The sequence below is a fragment of the Pseudomonas sp. G1002 genome, assembly GCF_013385455.1.
GTDB lineage: Bacteria > Pseudomonadota > Gammaproteobacteria > Pseudomonadales > Pseudomonadaceae > Aquipseudomonas.
Window position 1 is genome coordinate 100,128 of sequence record NZ_JACAPY010000032.1, and the last position, 24,805, is coordinate 124,932.

Annotated in this window: 29 protein-coding genes; 13 read left to right on the top strand and 16 right to left on the bottom strand. The window is 60.6% G+C overall.

All coding sequences use genetic code 11. The annotated features are described in order from the left end of the window. Positions 1–9 precede the first annotated feature (9 nt). Entirely contained in the window at positions 10–1,164 is a 1,155-nt protein-coding gene (gene algW / locus HX801_RS21560) for a Do family serine endopeptidase AlgW (RefSeq protein WP_003208442.1), read from the bottom strand. 103 nt (positions 1,165–1,267) lie between these two features. Between algW and HX801_RS21565 the strand changes: the two genes are divergently transcribed. From HX801_RS21565 to cysN, 3 genes are all read left to right on the top strand, one after another. Beyond that, positions 1,268–2,026 carry a Nif3-like dinuclear metal center hexameric protein gene (locus HX801_RS21565; protein WP_177022704.1) on the top strand — a complete coding sequence of 253 codons (759 nt, stop codon included), beginning with the start codon at positions 1,268–1,270 and terminating at the stop codon, positions 2,024–2,026. A gap of 256 nt (positions 2,027–2,282) precedes the next feature. Then, positions 2,283–3,200, top strand: a complete 918-nt coding sequence (gene cysD / locus HX801_RS21570; RefSeq protein ID WP_003208447.1) for a sulfate adenylyltransferase subunit CysD — start codon at positions 2,283–2,285, stop codon at positions 3,198–3,200. A 9-nt stretch (positions 3,201–3,209) separates the two neighbouring features. Beyond that, a complete protein-coding gene (gene cysN, locus HX801_RS21575; protein ID WP_003208449.1) occupies positions 3,210–5,108 on the top strand; it encodes a sulfate adenylyltransferase subunit CysN in 1,899 nt (632 codons plus the stop codon). Between the two features lie 169 nt (positions 5,109–5,277). Here the strand turns inward: cysN and HX801_RS21580 are convergent, their stop codons facing one another. From HX801_RS21580 to HX801_RS21590, 3 genes are read right to left on the bottom strand one after another with little or no spacing between them, the layout of a single operon-like run. Then, positions 5,278–6,177 carry an acyltransferase gene (locus tag HX801_RS21580; protein ID WP_087693758.1) on the bottom strand — a complete coding sequence of 300 codons (900 nt, stop codon included), beginning with the start codon at positions 6,175–6,177 and terminating at the stop codon, positions 5,278–5,280. Further along, on the bottom strand, positions 6,178–8,277 hold the full coding sequence (gene pta / locus HX801_RS21585; RefSeq protein WP_017476010.1) for a phosphate acetyltransferase: 2,100 nt from the start codon (positions 8,275–8,277) through the stop codon (positions 6,178–6,180). It abuts the gene before it with no gap. 60 nt (positions 8,278–8,337) lie between these two features. Further along, entirely contained in the window at positions 8,338–8,676 is a 339-nt protein-coding gene (locus HX801_RS21590; RefSeq protein WP_003208456.1) for a DUF3565 domain-containing protein, read from the bottom strand. Here HX801_RS21590 and HX801_RS21595 point away from each other — a divergent pair. From HX801_RS21595 to HX801_RS21605, 3 genes are all read left to right on the top strand, one after another. Beyond that, on the top strand, positions 8,645–9,130 hold the full coding sequence (locus tag HX801_RS21595) for a peptidylprolyl isomerase (protein ID WP_003208457.1): 486 nt from the start codon (positions 8,645–8,647) through the stop codon (positions 9,128–9,130). The two genes, HX801_RS21590 and HX801_RS21595, sit on opposite strands and share 32 nt — an antisense overlap. 135 nt (positions 9,131–9,265) lie before the next feature. Beyond that, positions 9,266–9,748 (top strand): glutathione peroxidase, encoded by a 483-nt coding sequence (locus HX801_RS21600; RefSeq protein WP_102606072.1) that lies wholly within the window; start codon positions 9,266–9,268, stop codon positions 9,746–9,748. Between the two features lie 230 nt (positions 9,749–9,978). After that, positions 9,979–11,082 (top strand): NADH:flavin oxidoreductase, encoded by a 1,104-nt coding sequence (locus tag HX801_RS21605; RefSeq protein WP_177022705.1) that lies wholly within the window; start codon positions 9,979–9,981, stop codon positions 11,080–11,082. Positions 11,083–11,164: 82 nt separating this feature from the next. On the opposite strand, the gene HX801_RS21610 is transcribed toward HX801_RS21605, so the two are convergent. From HX801_RS21610 to cysZ, 3 genes are all read right to left on the bottom strand, one after another. After that, entirely contained in the window at positions 11,165–11,341 is a 177-nt protein-coding gene (locus HX801_RS21610) for a hypothetical protein (RefSeq protein WP_177010042.1), read from the bottom strand. 216 nt (positions 11,342–11,557) lie between these two features. After that, positions 11,558–12,745, bottom strand: coding sequence for a glycosyltransferase family 1 protein (locus HX801_RS21615; RefSeq protein ID WP_177022706.1), 1,188 nt, complete (start codon positions 12,743–12,745; stop codon positions 11,558–11,560). 64 nt (positions 12,746–12,809) lie between these two features. Next, the gene (gene cysZ / locus HX801_RS21620; protein ID WP_003208468.1) at positions 12,810–13,565 is read right to left on the bottom strand and encodes a sulfate transporter CysZ; all 756 of its coding nucleotides are present in this window, start codon (positions 13,563–13,565) and stop codon (positions 12,810–12,812) included. A gap of 293 nt (positions 13,566–13,858) precedes the next feature. Here cysZ and trxB point away from each other — a divergent pair, with 293 nt between their 5' ends. After that, positions 13,859–14,821 carry a thioredoxin-disulfide reductase gene (trxB, locus tag HX801_RS21625; protein WP_003208470.1) on the top strand — a complete coding sequence of 321 codons (963 nt, stop codon included), beginning with the start codon at positions 13,859–13,861 and terminating at the stop codon, positions 14,819–14,821. A 182-nt stretch (positions 14,822–15,003) separates the two neighbouring features. On the opposite strand, the gene HX801_RS21630 is transcribed toward trxB, so the two are convergent. Genes HX801_RS21630 through HX801_RS21655 form a run of 6 tightly spaced genes read right to left on the bottom strand, consistent with a single transcriptional unit; the run spans position 15,004 to position 17,941 of the window. After that, positions 15,004–15,345, bottom strand: coding sequence for a HopJ type III effector protein (locus HX801_RS21630; RefSeq protein ID WP_008432300.1), 342 nt, complete (start codon positions 15,343–15,345; stop codon positions 15,004–15,006). Further along, complete coding sequence (locus tag HX801_RS21635) at positions 15,338–15,634, bottom strand: DUF1244 domain-containing protein (RefSeq protein ID WP_003208473.1); 297 nt, start codon at positions 15,632–15,634, stop codon at positions 15,338–15,340. The genes HX801_RS21630 and HX801_RS21635 overlap by 8 nt, the downstream gene beginning before the upstream one ends. 23 nt (positions 15,635–15,657) lie before the next feature. Continuing rightward, a complete protein-coding gene (gene folX, locus HX801_RS21640) occupies positions 15,658–16,029 on the bottom strand; it encodes a dihydroneopterin triphosphate 2'-epimerase (protein WP_003208474.1) in 372 nt (123 codons plus the stop codon). Positions 16,030–16,031: 2 nt separating this feature from the next. Next, entirely contained in the window at positions 16,032–16,592 is a 561-nt protein-coding gene (folE, locus tag HX801_RS21645; protein ID WP_010176988.1) for a GTP cyclohydrolase I FolE, read from the bottom strand. A gap of 20 nt (positions 16,593–16,612) precedes the next feature. Beyond that, complete coding sequence (folM, locus tag HX801_RS21650; protein ID WP_177022707.1) at positions 16,613–17,323, bottom strand: dihydromonapterin reductase; 711 nt, start codon at positions 17,321–17,323, stop codon at positions 16,613–16,615. A gap of 57 nt (positions 17,324–17,380) precedes the next feature. Then, positions 17,381–17,941: an antibiotic biosynthesis monooxygenase gene (locus HX801_RS21655; RefSeq protein WP_008432309.1), complete on the bottom strand. Its 561-nt coding sequence runs from the start codon at positions 17,939–17,941 to the stop codon at positions 17,381–17,383. 215 nt (positions 17,942–18,156) lie between these two features. Between HX801_RS21655 and HX801_RS21660 the strand changes: the two genes are divergently transcribed. Next, positions 18,157–19,113 (top strand): MerR family transcriptional regulator, encoded by a 957-nt coding sequence (locus HX801_RS21660; RefSeq protein ID WP_043225723.1) that lies wholly within the window; start codon positions 18,157–18,159, stop codon positions 19,111–19,113. Positions 19,114–19,115: 2 nt separating this feature from the next. Here the strand turns inward: HX801_RS21660 and HX801_RS21665 are convergent, their stop codons facing one another. Both HX801_RS21665 and HX801_RS21670 read right to left on the bottom strand, forming a co-directional pair. After that, a complete protein-coding gene (locus HX801_RS21665; protein WP_003208483.1) occupies positions 19,116–19,721 on the bottom strand; it encodes a hypothetical protein in 606 nt (201 codons plus the stop codon). A gap of 58 nt (positions 19,722–19,779) precedes the next feature. After that, on the bottom strand, positions 19,780–20,247 hold the full coding sequence (locus HX801_RS21670; protein ID WP_003208484.1) for a PAS domain-containing protein: 468 nt from the start codon (positions 20,245–20,247) through the stop codon (positions 19,780–19,782). A 113-nt stretch (positions 20,248–20,360) separates the two neighbouring features. Here HX801_RS21670 and HX801_RS21675 point away from each other — a divergent pair, with 113 nt between their 5' ends. After that, the gene (locus HX801_RS21675; protein WP_003208486.1) at positions 20,361–20,816 is read left to right on the top strand and encodes a flavodoxin; all 456 of its coding nucleotides are present in this window, start codon (positions 20,361–20,363) and stop codon (positions 20,814–20,816) included. Here the strand turns inward: HX801_RS21675 and HX801_RS21680 are convergent. Continuing rightward, positions 20,797–21,693 (bottom strand): LysR family transcriptional regulator, encoded by an 897-nt coding sequence (locus tag HX801_RS21680; protein WP_003208487.1) that lies wholly within the window; start codon positions 21,691–21,693, stop codon positions 20,797–20,799. The genes HX801_RS21675 and HX801_RS21680 overlap by 20 nt on opposite strands. A 99-nt stretch (positions 21,694–21,792) precedes the next feature. Here HX801_RS21680 and HX801_RS21685 point away from each other — a divergent pair, with 99 nt between their 5' ends. From HX801_RS21685 to HX801_RS21700, 4 genes are all read left to right on the top strand, one after another. Beyond that, positions 21,793–22,179 carry a CidA/LrgA family protein gene (locus HX801_RS21685; RefSeq protein WP_177022708.1) on the top strand — a complete coding sequence of 129 codons (387 nt, stop codon included), beginning with the start codon at positions 21,793–21,795 and terminating at the stop codon, positions 22,177–22,179. Beyond that, a complete protein-coding gene (locus HX801_RS21690) occupies positions 22,169–22,855 on the top strand; it encodes an LrgB family protein (protein ID WP_102368140.1) in 687 nt (228 codons plus the stop codon). Before HX801_RS21685 ends, HX801_RS21690 begins: the two co-directional genes overlap by 11 nt. A gap of 149 nt (positions 22,856–23,004) precedes the next feature. Beyond that, a complete protein-coding gene (locus HX801_RS21695; RefSeq protein WP_003208491.1) occupies positions 23,005–23,787 on the top strand; it encodes a class II aldolase/adducin family protein in 783 nt (260 codons plus the stop codon). Further along, complete coding sequence (locus HX801_RS21700; RefSeq protein ID WP_003208492.1) at positions 23,787–24,689, top strand: alpha/beta fold hydrolase; 903 nt, start codon at positions 23,787–23,789, stop codon at positions 24,687–24,689. Before HX801_RS21695 ends, HX801_RS21700 begins: the two co-directional genes overlap by 1 nt. Positions 24,690–24,805: the final 116 nt, after the last annotated feature.

Below are 24,805 nucleotides of genomic sequence, written 5' to 3' on the forward strand. Positions count from 1 at the left end.
CCGAAGCCGTTATTCCTCTTCTTTCACCGGTGCAGGCGGCGGACGCAGGCCGATTTCCGCCGACAGCTTGATTTCCTTGCCATTGCGCATCACCTGGATCGCCACCTTGTCGGTGGGTTTGATCCGCGCCACCTGGTTCATCGACTTGCGACCATCTCCGGCCGGCTCGCCGTCGATGCTGAGGATCACATCCCCCAGTTGCAGGCCGGCTTTCTGCGCCGGGCCGTCGCGGAAGATCCCGGCGACCACGATGCCAGGGCGCCCGGTCAGGCCAAACGATTCGGCCAGTTCCTTGGTCAGCGGCTGGACTTCAATCCCCAGCCAGCCACGAATCACCTGGCCATGCTCGATGATCGACTTCATCACTTCAGTGGCCAGCTTCACCGGAATCGCGAAACCGATGCCCTGGGAGCCGCCGGACTTGGAGAAGATCGCGGTGTTGATGCCGGTCAGGTTGCCGTTGGCATCCACCAGCGCGCCGCCGGAGTTGCCCGGGTTGATCGCCGCGTCGGTCTGGATGAAGTCTTCATAGCTGTTGAGGCCCAACTGGTTACGCCCGGTGGCGCTGATGATGCCCATGGTCACGGTCTGGCCGACGCCGAACGGGTTGCCGATGGCCAGCGCCACGTCACCTACGCGCAGCCCTTCGGAGCGCCCGATGGTGATCGAGGGCAGGCCTTTCAAATCGATTTTCAGCACCGCGAGGTCGGTTTCCGGGTCGCTGCCGACCACGCGGGCCAGGGTTTCCCGGCCATCACGCAGGGCCACCACAATCTGGTCGGCGCCGGTGGTCACGTGGTTGTTGGTGAGGATGTAGCCTTCCGGGCTCATGATCACGCCGGAGCCGAGGCTGGACTCCATGCGCCGCTGCTTGGGCGAGTTGTCGCCGAAATAGCGACGAAACTGTGGGTCTTCAAACAGCGGGTGCGCCGGTTTGTTGATGACCTTGGTGGTGTACAGGTTGACTACGGCGGGGGCGGCGATCACCACCGCATCGGCGTAAGTCACCGGGCCTTGTACCACCGCGCTGGTTTGCGGTGCCTGTTGCAGGTTGACATCAAGGGTCGGCAGGCCGACCAGTTGTGGATAACGCTGAATAATCAGCATCGCGATCAGCACGCCAGCCAACAATGGCCATCCAAAAAAACGCAGTGCCTTGAGCATTAAGAAAAATCCTGACAGGTTGCAGGGGGCGGGAGAGCGCCCATAATGTCGCGCATTATACGAGGCCGTGAGCGCCTCTGAACGGGATATTTAGGAGTCTTTTATGGCCGTTGCCCTGAGCACCTTAGTCGAGGAAGCGGACCGCTACCTTAATAGTGCCAAAATCGCCGATTACTGCCCCAACGGCCTGCAGGTCGAGGGCCGTCCGCAAGTGCTGCGCATCGTCAGCGGCGTGACCGCCAGCCAGGCATTGCTGGACGCGGCGGTCGAAGCCCAGGCCGACCTGGTGCTGGTGCACCACGGTTATTTCTGGAAAGGCGAAAGCCCGTGCATCACCGGCATGAAGCAGCGCCGCCTGAAAACCCTGCTCAAGCACGACATCAGCCTGCTGGCCTATCACTTGCCGCTGGACCTGCACCCTGAGGTCGGCAACAACGTGCAACTGGCCCGGCAACTGGACATCACCGTCGAAGGCCCGCTGGACCCGGACAACCTCAAGGTCGTCGGCCTGGTGGGTTCCCTGGCCGAGCCGGCGTCGCCCCGTGATTTTGCCCGCCGCGTGCAGGAAGCCATGGGCCGTGAGCCGCTGCTGATCGAAGGCAGCGAGATGATCCGCCGCGTGGGCTGGTGCACCGGTGGTGGCCAGGGCTATATCGACCAGGCGGTGCTGGCCGGTGTCGACCTGTACCTGAGCGGCGAAGCTTCGGAGCAGACCTTCCACAGCGCCCGGGAAAACGACATCAGCTTTATCTCGGCCGGGCACCACGCCACCGAGCGTTACGGCGTGCAAGCCTTGGGCGATTACCTCGCACGGCGCTTCGCCCTCGAACACCTCTTCATCGATTGCCCAAACCCGATCTAACGAACACCACCGGACACATGTGGGAGCGGGCTTGCTCGCGAATGCGGTGCATCAGTCGCCATATGCATTGACTGACACACCGCATTCGCGAGCAAGCCCGCTCCCACATTTGATCGAGTTGAGCCAAACCGGGCGGTATATTGATATACCGTTTCGATCTAGCCAGCCCCCTCAATAGAATCAGGCGCTGTGCTAGCATGCCCCGCTCGAACACGGCCCGCTGGCCGTCCATAAGATCGTTTTTCCGTGAGTAACCATGGTCGACAAACTGACGCATCTGAAACAGCTGGAGGCGGAAAGCATCCACATCATCCGCGAGGTCGCCGCCGAGTTCGATAACCCGGTGATGCTCTACTCGATCGGTAAAGACTCCGCCGTGATGCTGCACCTGGCACGCAAGGCCTTTTTTCCGGGCAAGCTGCCGTTTCCGGTGATGCACGTCGACACCCGCTGGAAATTCCAGGAGATGTACAAGTTCCGCGACAAGATGGTCGAAGAGCTTGGTCTTGAGTTGATCACTCACGTCAACCCGGACGGTGTGGCGCAGGGCATCAACCCGTTCACCCACGGCAGCGCCAAGCACACCGACATCATGAAGACCGAGGGCCTGAAACAGGCGCTCGACAAGTATGGTTTCGATGCTGCATTCGGCGGTGCCCGTCGCGATGAAGAGAAATCCCGTGCCAAAGAGCGCGTGTACTCGTTCCGCGACAGCAAGCACCGCTGGGACCCGAAAAACCAGCGCCCGGAGCTGTGGAACGTCTACAACGGCAACGTCAACAAAGGCGAGTCGATCCGTGTGTTCCCGCTGTCCAACTGGACCGAGCTGGATATCTGGCAGTACATCTACCTGGAAGGCATCCCGATCGTCCCGCTGTACTTCGCCGCCGAACGCGAAGTGATCGAGAAGAACGGCACGTTGATCATGATCGACGACGACCGCATCCTCGAGCACCTGTCCGACGAAGACAAAGCCCGAATCGTCAAAAAGAAAGTACGTTTCCGTACCCTTGGCTGCTACCCGTTGACGGGCGCGGTGGAGTCCGAAGCCGAGACGCTGACGGACATCATTCAGGAAATGCTCCTGACGCGAACTTCCGAGCGCCAGGGCCGTGTCATCGACCACGATGGTGCAGGCTCGATGGAAGATAAAAAACGTCAAGGCTATTTCTAAGGGGCTGTCATGTCGCATCAATCTGATTTGATCAGCGAGGACATCCTCGCCTACCTGGGCCAGCACGAGCGCAAGGAAATGTTGCGCTTCCTGACCTGTGGCAACGTCGACGACGGCAAGAGCACCCTGATCGGGCGCCTGCTGCACGACTCCAAGATGATCTACGAAGATCACCTGGAAGCCATCACCCGCGATTCGAAAAAATCCGGCACCACCGGTGACGACATCGACCTGGCGTTGCTGGTCGACGGCCTGCAGGCCGAGCGTGAGCAGGGCATCACCATCGACGTTGCCTACCGCTACTTCTCCACCGCCAAGCGCAAATTCATCATCGCCGACACCCCCGGCCATGAGCAGTACACCCGCAACATGGCCACCGGTGCCTCCACCTGTGACCTGGCGATCATCCTGATCGACGCCCGCTACGGCGTGCAGACCCAGACCCGTCGCCACAGCTTCATCGCCTCGTTGTTGGGCATCAAGCACATCGTGGTGGCCGTCAACAAGATGGACATCAATGGCTTTGACCAAAGCGTATTCGAGTCGATCAAGGCTGATTACCTGAAGTTTGCCGACGGTATCGCGTTCAAGCCGAGCACCCTGGCCTTCGTGCCGATGTCGGCCCTCAAGGGCGACAACGTGGTGAACAAGAGCGAGCGTTCGCCCTGGTACACCGGCCAGTCGCTGATGGAGATCCTCGAGACCGTCGAGATCGCCAACGACCGCAACTACACCGACCTGCGTTTCCCGGTGCAGTACGTCAACCGTCCGAACCTGAACTTCCGTGGTTTTGCCGGCACCCTGGCCAGCGGCATCGTGCACAAGGGCGACGAAGTCGTGGTGCTGCCGTCGGGCAAGAGCAGCCGCGTCAAATCCATCGTCACCTTTGAAGGTGAACTGGAAAACGCAGGTCCCGGCCAGGCCGTGACCCTGACCATGGAAGACGAAATCGACATCTCCCGTGGCGACCTGTTGGTGCATGCCGACAACGTGCCGCAAGTGACCGACGCTTTCGACGCCATGCTGGTGTGGATGGCTGAAGAACCGATGCTGCCGGGCAAGAAATACGACATCAAGCGCGCCACCAGCTACGTGCCGGGTTCCATCACCAGCATTGTGCATCGCGTGGATGTGAACACCCTGGAAGAAGGCCCGGCGAGCGCCTTGCAGTTGAACGAGATTGGCCGGGTCAAGGTCAGCCTCGACACGGTCATCGCCCTGGACGGTTACGCGAGCAACCGCACCACCGGTTCGTTCATCGTCATCGACCGTTTGACCAACGGCACCGTGGCTGCGGGCATGATCATCGCGCCGCCGGTGACCCATGGCAGCGCGGCGCAGCACGGCAAACTGGCTCACGTGGCCACCGAAGAACGCGCCCAGCGCTTCGGCCAGCAACCGGCGACCGTGTTGTTCAGCGGCTTGTCGGGCGCCGGCAAAAGCACCCTGGCCTACGCGGTTGAACGCAAGCTGTTCGACATGGGCCGTGCGGTGTTTGTGCTGGACGGCCAGAACCTGCGCCACGACCTGAACAAGGGCTTGCCGCAGGACCGTGCCGGGCGTACCGAGAACTGGCGTCGTGCCGCGCACGTGGCGCGTCAGTTCAACGAAGCCGGCTTGCTGACGTTGGCGGCGTTTGTTGCCCCGGATGCTGAAGGGCGTGAACAGGCCAAGGCGCTGATCGGCGGTGATCGTTTGCTGACCGTGTACGTGCAGGCTTCGCCTTTGGTGTGTGCCGAGCGTGATCCGCAAGGTTTGTACGCGGCGGGCGGCGATAACATCCCGGGTGAGTCGTTCCCGTATGACGTACCGTTGAATGCGGACCTGGTGATCGACACCCAGGCGTTGTCGCTGGAAGACAGCGTCAAGCAAGTGCTGGACCTGCTGCGCCAGCGCGGCGCGATCTAAGCTTCAAGTGCACAAAAAAGCCCGCCATGTTGGTGGGCTTTTTTTATGGGGCCTTGGAAACAACTCGGTCAAATGGGGGAGCTGGCTTGCTCGCGAAAGCAGAGTGTCAGCCGCCACATGTATAGGCTGGCACACCGCATTCGCGAGCAAGCCCGCTCCCACATTTTGATCAGTGACTGGCGGGATAATCTGTGTGCAATTTGGCGAGCAACACATCCTTCTCTTCCCACAACCGGTTGATCCAGCCCTGGAACGCCAACCGATACTCCCCATCCTGCTCGTAATTCTTGCCGATAAACTCGGCCGGAATCCGCACCTCTTCAAACTGCACGACAACGTCCTTCACATTCCCGCACAGCAAATCCCAATAACCGGGGCGCCCACCAGGATAGTGAATGGTCACGTTCACCAGCGACTTCAGCTGTTCACCCATGGCATCCAGCACAAAGGCAATGCCGCCGGCCTTGGGCTTGAGCAGGTAGCGAAACGGTGACTGTTGCTGTGCATGCTTGCCCGGGGTAAACCGCGTGCCTTCGGCAAAGTTGAAGATTCCCACCGGGTTGTGGCGAAACTTCGCGCAGGTCTTGCGGGTAGTTTCCAGGTCCTTGCCTTTCTTTTCCGGGTGCTTTTCCAGGTACGCCTTGGTGTAGCGCTTCATGAACGGGAAGCCCAGCGTCCACCACGCCAAACCAATCACCGGGACCCAGATCAGCTCCTGCTTGAGGAAGAACTTCAGCGGGCGAATGCGCCGGTTGAGCACGTATTGCAGCACCATGATATCGACCCAGCTCTGGTGGTTGCTGGTCACCAGATATGAGTGTTCATAGTCCAGGCCTTCCAGGCCTTTCAGGTGCCAGCGGGTGCGTCGCACCAGGTTCATCCAGGCCTTGTTGTTGCTGATCCAGGCCTCGTGGGTCTGGTTCATCAGCCATTCGCTGAAGCGCTTGGCAAACGGCAGCGCCTTGAACAGCGCCACGATAAACAGGAACGAGCACAGCAAAATCGTATTCAACGCCAGCAACAGCGAGGCGATCACCCCGCGCACGGCGGCAGGTAGAAAATCCAGCATTCAGACATCCATCGGTCGGTTGGCGGCTTGAATCGCGGTCAATGCGATCGTGTACACGATGTCGTCCACCTGCGCCCCGCGGGGCAGGTCGTTCACCGGTTTGCGCAGGCCTTGCAGCATCGGCCCCAGGCTCACGCAATCGGCACTGCGCTGCACGGCCTTGTGGGTGGTGTTGCCGGTGTTCAGGTCGGGGAACACGAACACCGTGGCCTTGCCCGCCACCAGGCTGTTGGGCGCCAGTTGCCGGGCCACGGTTTCGTTGGCGGCGGCGTCGTACTGCAACGGGCCGTCGATCAGCAGTGAGCTTTGGGCTTCGTGGGCGAGCAGAGTGGCTTCGCGGACTTTCTCGACTTCTTCGCCCGTGGCCGAATCACCGCTGGAGTAACTGATCATCGCCACCCGTGGCGTGATACCGAATGCGGCGGCCGAGTCGGCGCTTTGCAGGGCGATTTCCGCCAGCTCCGCCGCGCTGGGGTGCGGGTTCATCACGCAGTCGCCGTATACCAGCACTTGCTCGGGGAACAGCATGAAAAACACCGACGAGACCAGGGTGCAGCCCGGCGCGGTCTTGATCAGTTGCAAGGCCGGGCGAATGGTATTGGCAGTGGAGTGGATGACGCCGGAGACCAGGCCGTCCACTTCATCCAGGGCGAGCATCATGGTGGCGATCACCACGGTGTCTTCCAGTTGCTGCTCGGCCATCGGCGCGTTGAGGCTTTTGGTTTTGCGCAGGGCCACCATCGGTTCCACGTAGCGCTGGCGAATCAGGTCGGGGTCGAGAATCTCCAGGCCTTCGGGCAGCTCGATGCCATGGGCGCGGGCTACGGCTTCCACGTCGGCCGGCTTGGCCAACAGTACGCAACGGGCGATCCCGCGTGCCTGGCAGATGGCGGCGGCCTGCACGGTCAGCGGCTCGCTGCCTTCGGGCAACACGATGCGCTTGTTGGCCGCCTGGGCGCGCTGGATCAGTTGATAACGGAACACCGCCGGCGACAGGCGCATCTCCCGCGGCGTGCCGCAGCGTTGGTGCAGCCAGCGGGCGTCGAGGTGGCTGGCGACGAAATCGGTGATGATCTCCGCACGTTCGCGGTCATCAATCGGGATTTCCTTGTTCAGGCTGTTGAGCTGGTTGGCCGTGTCGTAGGAACCTGTGCTCACCGACAACACCGGCAGCCCGGCCTGGAACGCGCCACGGCACAGGTCCATGATCCGTGGGTCGGGCAGGGTGTCACTGGTCAGCAACAGGCCCGCCAGCGGCACGCCATTGATGGCGGCCAGGCTGACGGCGAGGATGATGTCGTCGCGGTCGCCGGGTGTCACCACCAATACGCCGGGCTTGAGCAGCTCCACGGTGTTGCGCATGGTACGGGCGCAGATGATGATCTTGGTCATGCGCCGGGTTTCGTAATCACCGGCATTGAGGATCTGCGCGCCCATCAGGTCGGCCACGTCGCGGGTGCGCGGGGCGTTGAGTTCCGGTTGGTAGGGAATGCAGCCCAACAGGCGAAAATCGCCGCTGCGCAACAAAGGCGAATGCTCCTTGAGCCGCGCCGAGAAGGCTTCCATGCTTTCGTCGGTGCGCACCTTGTTGAGGATCACACCCAGCACTTTTGGATCTTTCGGGCCGCCGAACAGCTGGGCCTGCAATTCCACGCGGCCGGAGAGTTCGGTCAGCACTTCGTTTTCCGGGGCCGAGACCAGGATCACCTCGGCGTCCAGGCTCTTGGCCAGGTGCAGGTTGACCCGGGCCGCATAGCTGGCGCTGCGGGTTGGCACCATGCCTTCGACGATCAGCACGTCCTTGCCCACGGCGGCTTGCTGGTAAAGGGTGATGATTTCTTCCAGCAGCTCGTCGAGCTGGCCGTCGCCGAGCATCCGTTCGACATGGGCCAGGCCCAGAGGCTGGGGCGGTTTCAGGCCGTGGGTGCGGGCCACCAGCTCGGTGGAGCGCTCGGGGCCGGTGTCGCCGGGGTGCGGCTGGGCAATCGGTTTGAAGAAGCCGACTTTCAGCCCGGCCCGTTCAAGAGTGCGCACCAGCCCAAGGCTGATGGAGGTCAGACCCACACCAAAATCGGTGGGCGCGATAAAAAAAGTCTGCATGCGAATTCTCTGGAGGTGCATGGCTTCGGTGGCGGCCTATGGCTGGCTGCCTACCGGGAATCAGGTGCCAAGGTTATCTTTATCTGAGCCTTGCGCACACCAGCCGCACGTAAAGGGCTTGTCTATTTTTTCAAGGCGTTGCGCCGGGTCCGTGACCCAGGCCCGGGATTGCCACGGTGGCTGGTGGCGCAGGTGCTGGGTGTGGCCGCAGGAAAGCTCGACGACCCAGTGCCGGTCTTCGTCCTGGTGAAATCCGACGACCGTCGGGTCAGTTGTTCGACCCCGTCCGTCCGGGTTGTGTTCGCTTTCGGGCAAATCCTTGTTTAGACTTGTCCGTTCTTCATTCTTCTGCAAAAGGTCTCGCCCCATGCCGATCGCCGCCAATAAGGCTGTCTCCATTGACTATACCCTGACCAACGACGCTGGTGAGGTCATCGACAGTTCTGCCGGCGGCGCGCCGCTGGTCTACCTGCAAGGTGCAGGTAACATCATCCCGGGCCTGGAAAAGGCCCTGGAAGGCAAAGAGGTCGGTGACGAACTGACCGTTGCCGTAGAACCTGAAGATGCCTACGGCGAATACGCTGCCGAACTGGTCAGCACCCTGAGCCGCAGCATGTTCGAAGGTGTCGACGAGCTGGAAGTGGGCATGCAGTTCCACGCTTCCGCTCCGGACGGCCAGATGCAAATCGTCACCATCCGTGACCTGGACGGCGACGACGTGACCGTCGACGGCAACCACCCGCTGGCTGGCCAGCGCCTGAACTTCCAGGTGAAGATCGTCGCTATCCGTGACGCTTCCCAGGAAGAAGTGGCCCACGGCCACGTGCACGGCGAAGGTGGTCACCACCATTAATTGACTGAGCGACGCTCTGTCAGTTGGAAAAAGGCGCCTTCGGGCGCCTTTTTCATTTGGCGGCTATTCTTGCCGACTTGGCGGCTGTAATCTCGAATGGCCGTTACGAAGAACATGGGATATCTGGAGTTCGTCATGAGTGCTTTCCACGACCTTAAACTCAAAGCCCTGGATGGTCAGGAGCTGCCTCTGGCGCCCTTCAAGGGGCAAGTCGTGCTGGTGGTCAACGTCGCCTCCAAATGTGGGTTGACCCCACAGTACGCCGCGCTGGAAAACCTCTATCAGCAATACAAAGACCAGGGTTTCACCGTACTCGGGCTGCCGTGCAATCAATTTGCCGGGCAGGAACCGGGTACTGAAGAAGAAATCCAGAAATTCTGCAGCCTCAACTACGGCGTGACCTTTCCCCTGGGCAGCAAGCTTGAGGTGAATGGCCACGATCGCCACCAGCTGTATCGATTGCTGGCGGGCGAGGGCGCCGAATTTCCCGGGGACATCACCTGGAACTTCGAGAAGTTCCTGTTGGGCAAGGACGGCCGGGTGCTGGCGCGTTTCTCGCCGCGTACACCGCCGGATGACCCCTCCATTATTCAGGCGATCGAAAAAGCATTGAGCTGATACTTTCAGCATTGTCGAGTGAGTTTCTGTGGCAAGGGAGCTTCCTGTGGCAGGGAGTTTCCTATGGCAAGGGAGCTTGCTGTGGCGAGGGAGCTTGCTCCCGCTGGGCTGCGAAGCAGCCCCATGCCCTCCGCTTTTACCCCTTAATCACCCCAATCAATAGTGCTATCCAACACGCTGCACACTCCATATTATCCACATCATAAATTCCTTTCCGATGGAGTGCTCCCATGCCTGTCCAAGCTTTGTTCAAACCGTTCCAGCTCGGTGCACTGCAACTGCCGAGTCGCGTGGTCATGGCGCCGATGACCCGTTCCTTTTCTCCGGGTGGCGTGCCCAACTCCAAAGTGATCGAGTACTACCGCCGCCGCGCCGCCGCCGGTGTCGGCCTGATCATTACCGAAGGCACCGTGGTCGGCCACCCGGCTTCCAACGGCTACCCGAACGTCCCGCATTTCTATGGTGAAGCCGCCCTGGCCGGCTGGAAGAAAGTAGTCGACGCGGTACATGCCGAAGGCGGCAAGATCGTTCCGCAACTGTGGCATGTGGGCAGCGTTCGGCGCATCGGCACCGAGCCGGATGCCAGCGTGCCGGCTTACGGCCCCACCGAAAAACTCAAGGACGGCAACGTCGTCGTCCACGGCATGACCGTGCAAGACATCAAGGACGTGATTGCCGCATTCGCCCAGGCTGCCAGGGATGCCCAGAGCATCGGCATGGACGGCGTTGAAATCCACGGCGCCCATGGTTACCTGGTGGACCAGTTCTTCTGGGAAGGCACCAACCAGCGCACCGACGAATACGGCGGCAGCCTGGCCAATCGTTCGCGTTTCGCCATCGAATTGATCCAGGCCGTCCGCGCCGCCGTTGGGCCGGGCTTCCCGATCATCTTGCGTTTCTCCCAGTGGAAGCAGCAGGACTACACGGCGCGCCTGGTGCAAACCCCGGAAGCCTTGGGTGAATTCCTCAAGCCACTGTCTGACGCCGGCGTGGATATTTTCCACTGCTCCACCCGTCGTTTCTGGGAGCCGGAGTTCGAAGGCTCCGAGCTGAACCTGGCCGGCTGGACCCGCAAGCTTACCGGCAAGCCGACCATCACCGTGGGCAGCGTCGGCCTGGATGGCGAGTTCCTGCAGTTCATGGTCAACACCGATAAAGTGGCGCAACCCGCCAGCCTGGAAAAACTACTGGAGCGCCTGAACAACGACGAGTTCGACCTGGTCGCTGTGGGCCGTGCGCTGCTGGTGGATCCGGATTGGGCGCTGAAGGTTCGCGAAGGCCGTGAAGGCGACATCCTGCCTTTCAGTCGTGAGGCGTTGACGACCCTCGTTTGACGCGCACACGTTTAACTGCGTGGCTGCAAAAAATGCCTGGAACCAGTTTCCAGGCATTTTTGCCAAGTTGCCTTGAGTTGTATTAAAACTTCAGCTGGTTTTTTTCCTGCTCCTGCTGCTTCTGCTGCTGCTGCAATGCAAGGAGGCCTGCTTGTTGATCGTCAGGCCGCTTGCCGCGAATACCCCCGTTCTCTAAGCCCGAAGGCGCAGGAGGCAGACTGAACGACGAAGGCTGGATGCTGTTGAGTGGCATCGACATGGGAGAACTCCACATATTTTATCTAAGAGTATTTGGGCTTTATGGCTGGTTCTTCCTATGACCCTGAACAACCGCCACTGATGTTGTGGCGTTCACCTGCGCACTAGTTCCCAACTGCAACTCGCAACATTCCCCCTCACGCAGCACTGAGTTGGCTTGTCTACTGGTCATTCAAGGGTGTTCGCTTGGGCAGATCAAAAATATCTACATCGAATACTAGACATTCATAGTGCTGCTGCCGACTTTGTACACACTCGATATCCCCCTGCATACATCCAGTAACTTGCTTTCAAACTGCTCAATAATTGCCGGCCAGCCCTGGCGACTGGCGTGTTGTCGGGCATTGAGCCTGACCCTGCGCAAACTTTCACGCTCCTCCAACAACCAGTTGGCGGCATCACAAAATGCCTCCTCGTCCCCAGGCATCGCCAGCACACCGTTGTAACCATGGCGAATATGCTGGGTTGCAGCTGCCTGGTCGTAAGCCACCACCCCCAACCCTGCGGCCATGGCCTCTAACACTACATTGCCAAAGGTTTCGGTCAGGCTGGGGAACAGGAACAGATCCCCTGAGGCGTAGTGCCGAGCCAGCTCCTCATCGCGTCGGGTACCGCAAAAAATTGCCTGAGGCAGCGATTTCTCAAGCATTGTCCGTTGGGGGCCATCGCCGACAATGATCAGTTTCAACCGGCGCTGTGGGTAAGTGGTTTGCAGCGAGTCGAAGCAGCGCTTGAGCAGCCCGAGATTTTTTTCCTGGGCCAGGCGTCCGACGTGCAGCACGGCGATGTCTTCATCGCTCAGCCCCCACTGCTCGCGCAGGGCTGGGTCGCGTTTGGCCGGGTGAAACAGCTGGCTGTCGACACCGCGCGCGAGCATGCCCAGGCGCTCGAAATGGCGCCGCTCCAGCTCCAGTCGCTGGCTGGCGCTGGGCACCAGGGTCAGGGTCGAGCGGTTATGGAACCAGCGCAGATAGTGGGTCAGCACCCGGCTCAGCATGCCCAGGCCGTACTGGTTGGAATACTGCTGGAAGTTGGTGTGGAAGCCACTCACCACGCTGATCCCCAGGCGCCGCGCCGCCCGCAACGCCGACAAACCCAGCGGCCCTTCCGTGGCGATATACAACACATCCGGGCGCTGGCGGGTCCAGCGCCGCAACAGCTTGTGCATCGACGACTGGCCCCATTGCAGCCCCGGGTAGCCCGGCAGCGGCCAGCCGCGACAGAGCATCAGGCCGTCGTCGCTGGGCCGGCTCTGGTCGCTGCCCTGGCGCGGGCGAACCAGTTCGACTTGATGCCCACGCGCGCGCAAACCGTCACACAGGCGGCCAAGGGTATTGGCCACCCCGTTGATCTCAGGCGGGAAGGTTTCGGTGATCAGGGTGATGTGGAGCGAAGCTGTCGTCATGACCCACAGTGTCGGCGTGGGCCATGTCGTCATTGTGTCTTTTGGATGATGGATTTGTGACGGCTCAGGCCTTTTTAATGGCCATGGCCTCGGCGCCTTGCTCACGCACCCAGAACAACGTCGCCCCGGCCACCGCTGCCGGCATCATCAGCAGGTTGACCACCGGCACCAGCAACACCAGGTAAACGATCCCGCCAAAACTCATGCTCTGCCAGCGCTTCTGGCGCAGCCAGGCGAGCATTTCGTTCCAGCCCAGCTTGTGGTTGTCGGCCGGGTAGTCGATGTACTGGATCGCCATCATCCACACACCAAACAGCAGCCACAGCGGTGCTGCCACCAGATTGACCACCGGGATGAACGACAGGATAAACAGGCCGATAGCCCGGGGCAGGAAGTAACCCAGTTTGCGCATTTCCCGGGCCAGGGTGCGCGGGACCATGGCCGCCAGTTCGCCCCAGCTGAACGCCGGGAAATCATCGGTGCCGCGCACCACCACTTCGACCTTTTCCGACAGAAAGCCGTTGAACGGCGCGGCGATAATGTTGGCAAGCATGGTGAAGGTGAAAAACACCATCAGCACCACCAGCACCACAAATAAAGGCCACAGCAGATAATTGAGGAAGCTCAGCCAGCTCGGCAGCGTCGGCATGAGTGTGTCGACCCACAGGCTGAACTGATGGCCGGCGAAGTAGATCAATCCGACGAACAGGATCAGGTTGATTGCCAGCGGCAGCAGCACAAACAGCCGCAGGCCGGGGCTGAGTACCAGTTTGAGACCTTCGCGCAGGTACTGTGGGCCTGAAAGAACGGGGGCGGGCATGGATAACTCCGGGCAATAGGGGCGAACGCGCCGACCTTACCGGCTTTGGGAGTACCGGGAAAGCACGGCCCGCATCGCGACATTAACGGTAACAAAGGTGTCGATTAATAGAAGGCATGGGATAGAGACCACCTATGAGCTGGATTGTTAATCCGTATTTCCTTAATCTTGCCTCCCTCTATACGCTGCACCCATTATTTTCAGGATCTGCGAGTTCAAGCCTTCCCCAAGTGCTTCGCGGTCCTTTTTTATTCCAGCCGTTCTGTAGTCCGGGCGGTCGATAGGAGTGAGTCATGTCTGATACCCGTCATTCGCGAGTGATTATTCTCGGTTCCGGCCCTGCCGGTTACAGCGCTGCCGTCTACGCTGCCCGGGCCAACCTCAAGCCGTTGCTGATCACCGGCATGCAAGCGGGCGGTCAGTTGACCACCACCACTGAAGTCGACAACTGGCCGGGCGACGTCCACGGCCTGACCGGCCCGGTGCTGATGGAGCGCATGAAAGAGCACGCGGAGCGTTTCGAAACCGAGATCGTGTTTGATCACATCAACAAGGTCGACTTCTCCAAGAAGCCTTACAGCCTGACCGGCGACAGCGGCGTGTACACCTGTGACGCGCTGATCATCGCCACCGGCGCCAGCGCTCGTTACCTGGGCCTGCCGTCGGAAGAAGCGTTCATGGGCAAGGGCGTTTCCGCCTGCGCGACCTGCGACGGTTTCTTCTACCGCAACAAGCCAGTGGCTGTGGTCGGTGGCGGCAACACCGCGGTGGAAGAAGCGCTGTACCTGGCCAACATCGCCAGCACCGTGACCCTGGTTCACCGTCGCGAGACCTTCCGCGCCGAGAAGATCCTGATCGACAAGCTGCATGCCCGCGTGGCCGAAGGCAAGATCATCCTCAAGCTCAACGCCACCCTGGATGAAGTCCTGGGCGACAACATGGGCGTGACCGGTGCTCGCCTGAAGAACAACGACGGCAGCTTCGACGAGCTGAAAGTCGACGGCGTGTTCATCGCCATCGGCCACACTCCGAACACCTCGTTGTTCGAAGGCGTGCTGGATGCCAAAGATGGTTACCTGATCGTGCAGGGCGGCCGTGAAGGCAATGCGACTGCCACCAACATCGAAGGTATCTTCGCTGCCGGTGACGTGGCCGACCACGTGTACCGCCAGGCGATCACCTCCGCCGGCGCCGGTTGCATGGCGGCACTGGATGCCGAGCGTTACCTCGACGGTTTGAAGGACGCTTCGTTCTAAACCGTAGAAACAAAAAAACCGGCTGCGAGGCCGGTTTTTTTATGCACGGGATTTGATGATCACCGCAGTCCAAATGTGGGAGCGGGCTTGCTCGCGAAAGCGGTGTGTCAGTCACCCGATGTATTGACTGACACTCTGCTTTCGCGAGCAAGCCCGCTCCCACATTTTGATCTATGTCTGACTCAGGATTTGCGGGTCAGTGGCTGTGCGGCAAACTTCACACCCGCCAACCCATGCTCGATCAGCGCACGAATGTTGCCATGGTCACTGCCTTCAGGCGTGGCCAGCACCGAACGGTAATGCTCGCCAAACGCCAACAGCGCTTCCTGGTCGCTCAAGCCTTCCAGCAGCGCCAGGCCCAGGGTCTTGCACGAACCTTCGTTCTGCCCGGCGGCGTTTTCCACGCTGCCATTGGTGAACGCTTGTGGCTGGTAGTCGTAACCCGCAGCTACAAAGGCCAGGGTATCGGCAAAAACATGTTCGCCACTGTTGAGGCTGGCGCGCAGGGTGTTCAGGTCAGTCATGGGGTTTTCCTTTGGCGAATGCCGCTTGCTGTTCGGCACTGGCTTCTTGCTGATATTGGGCTTTCCACTCGGCGTACGGCATGCCGTACACCACTTCACGGGCGTCATCGAGGCTCAGCTCGATCTGGCGCTCGTCGGCCTCGGCCTTGTACCACTTGGACAAGCAGTTGCGGCAGAAGCCCGAGAGGTTCATCAGGTCGATGTTCTGCACATCCTTGCGGCTGTCCAGGTGGGCCACCAGCCGGCGGAAGGCGGCGGCTTCGAGTTCGAGGCGTTGTTGATCGTTCATGATGCTCACTGCAAAGGTAAGGGTTAGCGACTGGCCGCCAGGGTAATCGACACCGATTCGGCAAAACGCAACGCATGGGGTTTGTCGACTTCGACTTCGGCGTACAGCACCGATGTATTGCTCATCACCAGGTCGAGGATCTCCTGGGTCAGGCGCTCCAGCAGGGCAAAGCGGTTGCCTTCCACATGGGCGATGATTGCCTTGGTGATGGTGCGGTAGTTCAGCGCGTGGTCGATGTCGTTGTCGCGCACGGCTTCCTGGGCGGCATACAGGATGGTCAGGTTGATCAACACATCCTGCTTGTTGAGGATTTCATCCTCGTTGATCCCGATAAACGTGCGCAGGCACAGGTCCTTGACCCGGATGCGCGCCATGCCTGGCTGAAGTTGTGGCATTGCTACTTGCTCCGTCCAATCAGTTGCAGGAACTCCATGCGCGTGGTGTTCGACTCACGGAAGGCGCCGAGCATCACCGAGGTGTTCATGGTTGAATTCTGTTTTTCGACACCGCGCATCATCATGCACATGTGCCTGGCTTCGATCACCACCGCCACGCCGGCGGCCTGGGTCACCGTCTGGATGGCGTCGGCGATTTCCCGCGTGAGGTTTTCCTGGATCTGCAGGCGCCGGGCGAACATGTCGACGATACGCGCCAGCTTCGACAGGCCGAGCACCTTGCCGGTCGGAATATAGGCCACATGGGCCTTGCCGATAAAGGGCAGCAGGTGATGCTCGCACAGCGAATACAGCTCGATGTCCTTGAGGATCACCATCTCGTCGTTGTCGGAGGCAAACAGCGCACCGTTGACGATTTCTTCCAGGTTCTGCTCGTAGCCGTGACACAGGTACTGCATGGCCTTGGCGGCACGCTTTGGCGTGTCGAGCAAACCCTCGCGCTCGGGGTCTTCACCCAGGCCCTTGAGGATCTCGCGGTAGTGGTGGGGCAGGGACAAAGTCATACAACATCCTCGCAAACGGCTTACTTGATATGCCGCCCGCCGTTGACGGTCAGGGTGGTACCGGTGACATACGGGTTATCCAGCAGGTAGCGCACGCTCTGGTAAATCACCTCGGGGCCTGGCTCGATGCCCAGTGCCGCCTTGGCCAGGACCTTGGCGCGGTAAGCCGCGTCGTCGCCCTCGTTGAACATCACCATTGCCGGGGCAATGCCGTTCACCTTGATATCCGGTGCAAGCTGCGCGGCAAACGACAAGGTCAGGCTGTCGAGCCCGGCCTTGGTGGCGCAGTAGGCAATGTGCTGGCGGCTGCCCTTGCGGGTCACGTCATCGCTGATGTGCACGATATCCGCAGGCGTGGAGCGTTGCAGCAGGTAAGCACAATGCAGGTTGATCAGGTACGGCGCAAGCATGTGCACGCTGAACATGTCGGTAAAGGCGCGGCTCTCGTCGCCGGGCGCTTCCGCCACCCAGGCCGAGGCATTATGAATGATCGCCCGCAGGCTTTGGGTGTGCGTCTTCAGTTCGTCGATGAAGGCGAGAATACCGGTCTCGTCGGAGAAGTCGGCAAACACACCGATCGCACCGCGTTCGCGCAAGGCTTGCACGCCGGGACGTTCGGTGCGGTAGCTGAAAATCACTGGCTGCCCTTCGTCCAGCAGGCGCTGGGCGCAATGCAGGCCGACGCGCTGGCCGGCACCGGTGATCAGGATCGGGGCGGGTGTTGAAGACATGGGAGGCTCGAGTCGCTGGCAGGCTAAAACTATACCAGCGAGCGGCCTCCCTTGTACTCAAGCAGCGGCTTCGGTGGCCTTTACCCGGGCTGGCGCCGGATGCAGCCAACCGGCCAGCAGGTGGGTCGACAACGGGATAAAGAAGTAAACCATCAATGGCGTGAGCGCGAGGGTGCTGACCAGCACACGGCTCAGCAACCCCAACTCGCTGAGCAGCGGCTCAAGGCCGAAGTTGAACAGCAGCGACACCGGGAAAAATGCCAGCCAGATGGCCACGGCCTGCTTCCAGCGCGGCGGACGTGCGGCGGCGGCGCCAAACCAGCCGTCGATACCGCGTACGCGATGCTCCGACGGCGCAGCAAACAGCTCACTGCCACGCCCGAGCCATGCACCACGGGAGGCGGAAAACTCCCACGCATGCAGGGTTTTTTCGTCGGCGAAGCGGAAAATAATCTGGAACTCGTCATCGTTGGGCGGCGGTGCAAGCACGCCTGAACCCAGGTAACCGGGGAAGTCCGTGGCCAATTGCTCGCCTTCGCGCAGCCAGGCCATCAACTCTTCATAGCGACCCTTGGCCACGCGGCGCGCAACCATCAGGGTGACGGGGGAGGTAGACATTGTGTATCTCCATAAGGATCAGGTGCACTGGGCCGGGTAGGCGGCGCACGAACGAAGCTGCGGGGTAAGCAGCCACGTTGAAAAAACAGGCAAGGATTATTCCTGTTTTGCAGAAATACACCAGCGACATTGGTCGGCTTGTCGAAGACCTTGAATCGGACAGCTGTATGGGCGTTAAATGGGATCCAAGTTCCTGACAGTATATTGATGCCCTGATGTCTGTAATGACTGCTCCACGTCCCGAAATGGCCCTTGGCAACCCTGCCGATTCCGACGAGCTGTTTCCGATTCGCGAAGTCGCGAGATTGACAGGCATCAACCCTGTCACCTTGCGTGCCTGGGAACGGCGTTACGGGCTGATCCACCCGGTTCGCACCGAAAGTGGGCACCGCCTGTATTCGCGCACCGATATCGAGACCGTTCATCGCATTCTTGACTGGATCGAGCGTGGCGTGGCCGTGAGCAAGGTCGGCAAGATCCTCGCCCGCGACGATCATCAAGTCGAAGCGGCGGCTGCTTCGCCGGCAGGTGCAGAGCATGAGTGGGCCCAATGGCAGGCGCAGTTGCGAACGGCCGTCGGTGCCTTCGACGACCGGCAACTGGACCGGTTGTATGGCCAGATTTTCGCCGCCTACCCGGTCGCGGTGGTGTTCCAGGACATCCTGATGCCCCTCTGGCAGCAACTGTTGCGACATCAGGGGTTGTTTGGCCAAACCAGTGAATGGCTGTTTTTTGATGGATTCCTGCGCAGCCGAACCTGGAAACGCCTGCAGATAGGCTGTGCCTCAGCGGCGCCGCGGGTATTGCTGGCGGCCATTGCGGGGGAGTGCCGAGAGCTGGAGTTGTTGGTCGCAGGCCTGTTGATGAGCGGTGACGAGTTGGCGGTCAAGGTTCTGGCTGTGGGCCAGCCGATGGATGAATTGACCCTTGTCTGTGAAAAAACCAGGCCACAAGCCCTTGTGGTGTTCTCCAATCACTCGCCGGCCAATGGCTTGCCTCGGCGCCTTGAACGGCTGGCCCTGACCCTGGATTGCCCGCTGTTGCTGGCCGGCGATGCGGCGGAGTTGGCGCAGGAACAACTGGCGGGTTCATCCGTCGGCTGCCTGGGTAACGAAGGGCGATTGATGCAGCGCCGCTTGCAGCAGTTTCTGCGCGGTAACCTGGATACCTGACTTCAGGCGTGGACTTCGGGGTGAAACAGGCGGTGTTGCTGCAGGATAAACTGGCGCAGGCGCTCGGTCTCATCCACATCGTTCTGGCTCAGGCGGTAGGCGAACAATCCTCGGGCAGTTTCCCGTTCCAGCGTGCCCCGCACCGAAATGCGCTCGTACCCGGACGGACTGAACCACAGCGAAAAGGTTCTTGGCGCCTTGATCCGCCCGCGAATTTCCACCAGCAATCCCTTGAATGACACCTCATGCACCCACAGCGCACCGGGTTGGCCCTTGATGTTTTCCAGGGGTACCGGCTCTTCGAGCGCCAGGCGCCACGGGCGGATCATCGGCCCGTCTTCGAAAATACTCGGTACACCCAGCCGCAGATGCACGGCATGAAACTCGTCTTCCACCAATTGCAGCGGAAACGTCATTTGCTGGTTGTCGAATTGGGCCTGGAGGGTGACATGGTCATGGGCGGCCAGGCGGGTGAGCAGATCTCGAATCTGCGCACCGCCATTGACCGTCAGGCTCGACGACGCGTCCCGCACATTGAGTTGCGGGTTATGGTGCATGGTCTGAATAAAATCCAGCTCGTCCTGCGTCAAAAGCGCGTCGCGTTGCATTGATCTTGCTCAAGAAAAAGGTATTAAAACGCCATTATCTCTTTAAAGACCGCGTTTTCTAGTTTTTGTTAGATCCGCTCGTCGCCTTGAGTGCCGCAAGCTCCGCCTTGAGGTCAGCCAACTGGGCTTCCAGTTGCGCGACACGCTGCTGGGCCTTGACCTGAACGGTCACATCCTTCTGCACACCGACAAAGTAGGTCTGCTTGTCGGCCGGGTTATAAACCGTCGATAACGACAGCTCGTTCCAGAAGTGCGTGCCGTCCTTGCGGTAATTGCGCAGGATTTCCCGGCAGGCGCCGCCACTCTCCAGGGCTTCGCGAATCGCCATCAGCCCCGGCTGGTCACGATCGCCCGATTGCAGGAAGCGGCAGTCCTGATAGAGGATTTCGTCGAGGGTGTAGCCAGTCATGCGCTCGAAGGCCGGGTTCACATAAATCAGTGGCTTGTCCTTGCCTTCGCGCTCGGCGATAACGATGCCGTCGTTGGAAGCGTTGATCACCAGTTGCATCAGCTTGGCGTTAATCATTGAGCGGTCCATGGCTTGTAGTTGGAGTTTGCAGTTTAAGACATGCCGGCAGCCTGTCCATGGGCCCCAGCTGTTAATATCCCAGGCTTTTAGTCAGCTACAGGATCAGATTGATGAAAGTCGCCATCCTTTCCGGCTCGGTGTACGGCACGGCTGAAGAAGTCGCCCGTCATGCTGCAAGCATCCTCAACGCTGCCGGCTTCGACGCCTGGCACAACCCGCGGGCAACCCTCGCCGACGTACAGGGCTTTGCTCCGGAAGCCTTCCTGGCCGTGACGTCCACCACTGGCATGGGCGAACTGCCCGACAACCTGCAGCCGCTGTACTCGACCATTCGCGACCAACTGCCGGCCGCCTGGCGAGGCTTGCCCGGCGCGGTGATCGGCCTGGGCGACGCCAGCTATGGCGACACCTTCTGCGGCGGCGGCGAGCAAATGCGCGAGCTGTTTGCCGAGTTGGGCGTGCACGAAGTGCTGCCGATGCTGCGCCTGGACGCCAGCGAAAGCGTGACCCCGGAAGCCGACGCCGAGCCGTGGCTGGCCGAGTTGGTCACTGCACTGCGCGGTTGACCGGGAACTCGCGCAATAACGCCAGCCAGGCCTGGGCGGCTTTCGACAGGTAGGCACCCTCACGCCAGATAAAGGCAATGTCCCAGCGCAGGTAGTCCGGCGCCTTGAGCGTCAGGCGCACCACGCCGGGCCTTATCAGGCCCCGGGCTACTACGCTGGGCAGCAGCACCACGCCTTGGCCGGCGGCCACCAATGCGGCGAGAAAATCCGCCTGGCCACTGCGCCCGCTTTCCTTCGGGGTGAAGCCCAATTGCTGACAGGCCTGTAGCAGGCGGTCGTTCAACACAAAACTGCGCTGATACATCAGGAACGGCGTGTCAGCCAACTCCTCCAGGCGGATCTGCGCGTTATCGGCCAATGGATGGTCCATCGGCAGCAGGGCATCCAGCGGTTCATCGCAGAATGCCTGCCAGGCGAATGCCGGGTCGCTGGGCATCAGGCTGCCGCCCACTTCCAGCTCTCCGCTCAAGATCGCCTGCTCGATATTGCGGCTGCCGCCTTCCAGCAACTGGATGGTGACGTTCGGATAACGCCGGCGGTATTCGGCAAACAGCCCGGCGAACAACGTGTCGCCGCCCAACTGCGGCAGGCCCATGCGCAACTCGCCACGGGTCAACTGATTCAAGTCATCCAGCTCACTGAGCAACTCGGTTTGCTGGCGCAGCATGGCCTCCGCCCGCTGCAGCACCACTTGTCCGGCAGCCGTCAGGCGAATCTGCGAACCCAGGCGATCCAGCAGCGGCGTGCCCAGGCTTTGTTCCAATTGCGCCACCTGCTTGCTGACCGCGGACTGGCTGATGTGCAGGGTTTTACCGGCTTGGGTAAAACCGCCCCGGTGGATCACTTCGACAAAGCTGCGCAGCTGTTTAAATTCCATTCGCCTGATTCCAGTTTGGAATAGATTGCAGTCTAACAATTCGCTGTGGGGATGCCAGGCGCCTCTTTAAAATGGGTGCCCTGGGAGGACCCAAAGCTCATGAAACGTTTCACCTTCAAATTCGTTGGTCGGTTGCTGGCTGAACTGATCATCCTGCTGGCCATTTACTTTCTTGGCTGCCAACTGGCGGCCTGGCTGAGCTGGCCTATTCCCGGTGGCGTAGTCGGCTTGGGCCTGTTGCTGCTGACCTTCGCCACTGGCCTGGTCAAGCCGGCGGCCCTGCAATTGGGCGCCGGTGTGTTGATGGCGGAGATGCTGCTGTTCTTCATTCCTGCGTTGATGAGCCTCTTGGACTACGGTGGCCTGGTAAAGCACGACGGCTGGCGGATCATGTTGGTGATCGGCTTCAGCACCTTGTCGGTGATGCTGGTGACTGCGTTTACCGTGGAATTCGTCTGCCGCTGGAAGCTGCGCCATGAAGCTTGAGCTGATGCCGATGTTCTGGCTGGCGCTGACCCTCGGTGCCTACGGCTTCAGCCGCTGGATCTACCGGCGCACCGGGCGCTACCTGCTGTCGCCGCTGATCCTGGTGCCGGCGCTGCTGCTGGCGGTGGCCGTGCCGATGAAAACCGCCTATGCCGAATACGCCACCGACACCCACTGGCTGATGCTGGTGCTGGGCCCGGTGACCGTGGCGTTCGCGATTCCGATCTGGCAACAGCGCCAATTGCTGATGCGCCACTGGTCAGCGTTATTGCTGGGGATGGTCGCGGGCAGCGCGGCGTCCATCGCCACTTCGTATGGCCTGGCCAAGGCCCTCGCTCTCGACAGCTCGGTGACGATGTCGTTGGTGCCCCGTTCGATCACCACCCCGTTCGCGATGCCGGTGTCTTCCGACCTGGGCGGCGTGCCGGAACTGACGGCGGTGTTCGTGATGTTCACCGGGGTGTTTGGCGCCATGCTCGGCGGCGTACTGCTCAAGTGGTTGCCGTTGCGCACGCCATTGGCCCGTGGCGCATTGTTTGGCGTGGGCGCTCATGGCGCGGGTGTCAGCCGGGCTCATGAAGTGGGCGGCGAGGAAGGCTCCGTGGCGGGCCTGGTAATGGTGCTGACCGGGTTGCTCAACCTGTTCGCCGCGCCTTTATTGGCGTCGCTTCTCTGACACGCGCAGAACAAAATCGAACTATCCTCAGGACTGACCCGTTCGGTCATCAAGCTGGCTGCCAATGCAACTACGGCGGCCTCGAGGTCTGACTAGACTGCCTCTTCACTCAAAAAAACAATAATAAGCGCGCCAAGGAGGTCATTGCCGTGAGCCTAGCCACTGTTCAATCGACACACAGTGTAAAAGACCAGGTCAGCGCGGCCGAATGGCAGGCCCGCGTCGACCTCGCCGCGTGCTATCGCCTGGTGGCGATGCATGGTTGGGACGACCTGATTTTCACCCACATCTCGGCCAAGGTGCCGGGCACCGAAGACTTCCTGATCAACCCCTACGGGCTGATGTTCCACGAGATCACCGCGTCGAGCCTGGTGAAGGTCGATCAGGCCGGCAACAAGCTGATGGACAGTCCCTACGAGGTCAACCCTGCCGGGTACACCATTCACAGTGCGGTGCACGAAGTGCGGCACGATGTGGTCTGCGTGCTGCACACCCACACCGCCTCCGGCATTGCCGTCTCCGCGCAGAAACAGGGCGTGCTGCCCATCAGCCAGCAATCGTTGTTCGTGTTGTCCAGCCTGGCCTATCACGCCTACGAAGGTGTGGCGCTGAACCACGAGGAAAAGGCCCGCTTACAGGCCGACCTTGGCGAAAACAATTTCCTGATGCTGCACAACCACGGTCTGCTGACCTGTGGCGGCAGCATCGCCGATACGTTCCTGATGATGTTCATCTTCCAGCGCACCTGCGATATCCAGGTGATGGCGCAGAACGGTGGCGCTGAACTGATCAGCATTGCGCCGCAGATATTGGCCGGTGCCCGGGCGATGATCGCCGGGGTCACCAAAAGCGCTCAGGGCATGGGCGGCGCGCTGGCGTGGCCGGCGTTGCTGCGCAAACTCGATGCACTCGACCCCGGGTATAAAAGCTGATGCCACTCGCCGAGATCCCGCTGCGCATCTGGCGCCAGCGTGCCCAGAGCTTTGAGTTTCGCGGCCGCACCATTCGGTACTGGGTGGCGGGGCAGGGCGAGCCGTTGCTGCTGATCCATGGTTTTCCCACGGCCAGTTGGGATTGGCATTACCTCTGGCAGCCGTTGGCCCAGCGCTATCAAGTGATTGCCTGCGACATGCTGGGGTTTGGCGATTCGGCCAAGCCGCTGGACCACACCTATTGCCTGCTGGAGCAGGCGGACTTGCAACAGGCGTTGCTGGAGCATCTTTGGGTGCAGCAGCCGGTGCATGTGCTGGCCCATGATTACGGTGACAGTGTTGCGCAGGAGTTGTTGGCGCGGCATTACGAAGGCCGGTTTCGGATGGGCAGTTGTGTGTTTCTCAACGGTGGGTTGTTTCCGGAGACGCATCGTCCGGCGTTGGTGCAGAAGCTGTTGCTGAGCCCATTGGGTTGGATGATTGGGCGGGCGTTTGGGCGTAATGCCCTGGCTAACAGTTTTGGGCAGATTTTCGGGCCGGCGACTCGGCCCAGTGAGAGTGCGCTGGATGATTTCTGGAGCTTGATCGAGAGCCAGGATGGGCCGCGGATTTTGCACAAGTTGATTGCGTATATTCCTCAGCGTAGGCAGCAGCGGGATCGATGGGTGGCGGCCATGCAGCGGGGGGAGGTGCCGTTGCGGGTGATCGATGGGGAGGTTGATCCGATTTCCGGGGGGCATATGGTTCAGCGTTATCGTGAGCTGGTGCCGCACGCGGATACGGTGTTGCTGGCGAATATTGGGCACTATCCGCAGATTGAGGCGCCGGTGCAGGTGTTGAAGCATTATTTGGCGTTTCGGGAGGGGCTTGGGGTTGGGGCTGCTCGGGTGGCTTATTCTTGATTGGGGTTGAGTACATATCCGTTATTTAGGTAACGGCGGCTTATGGTTCCGCTCTTACAGCGGGTCACTTTTGAAAAGCGCAAAAGTAACCAAAACGCTCTGCCCCGCCTGTCGGC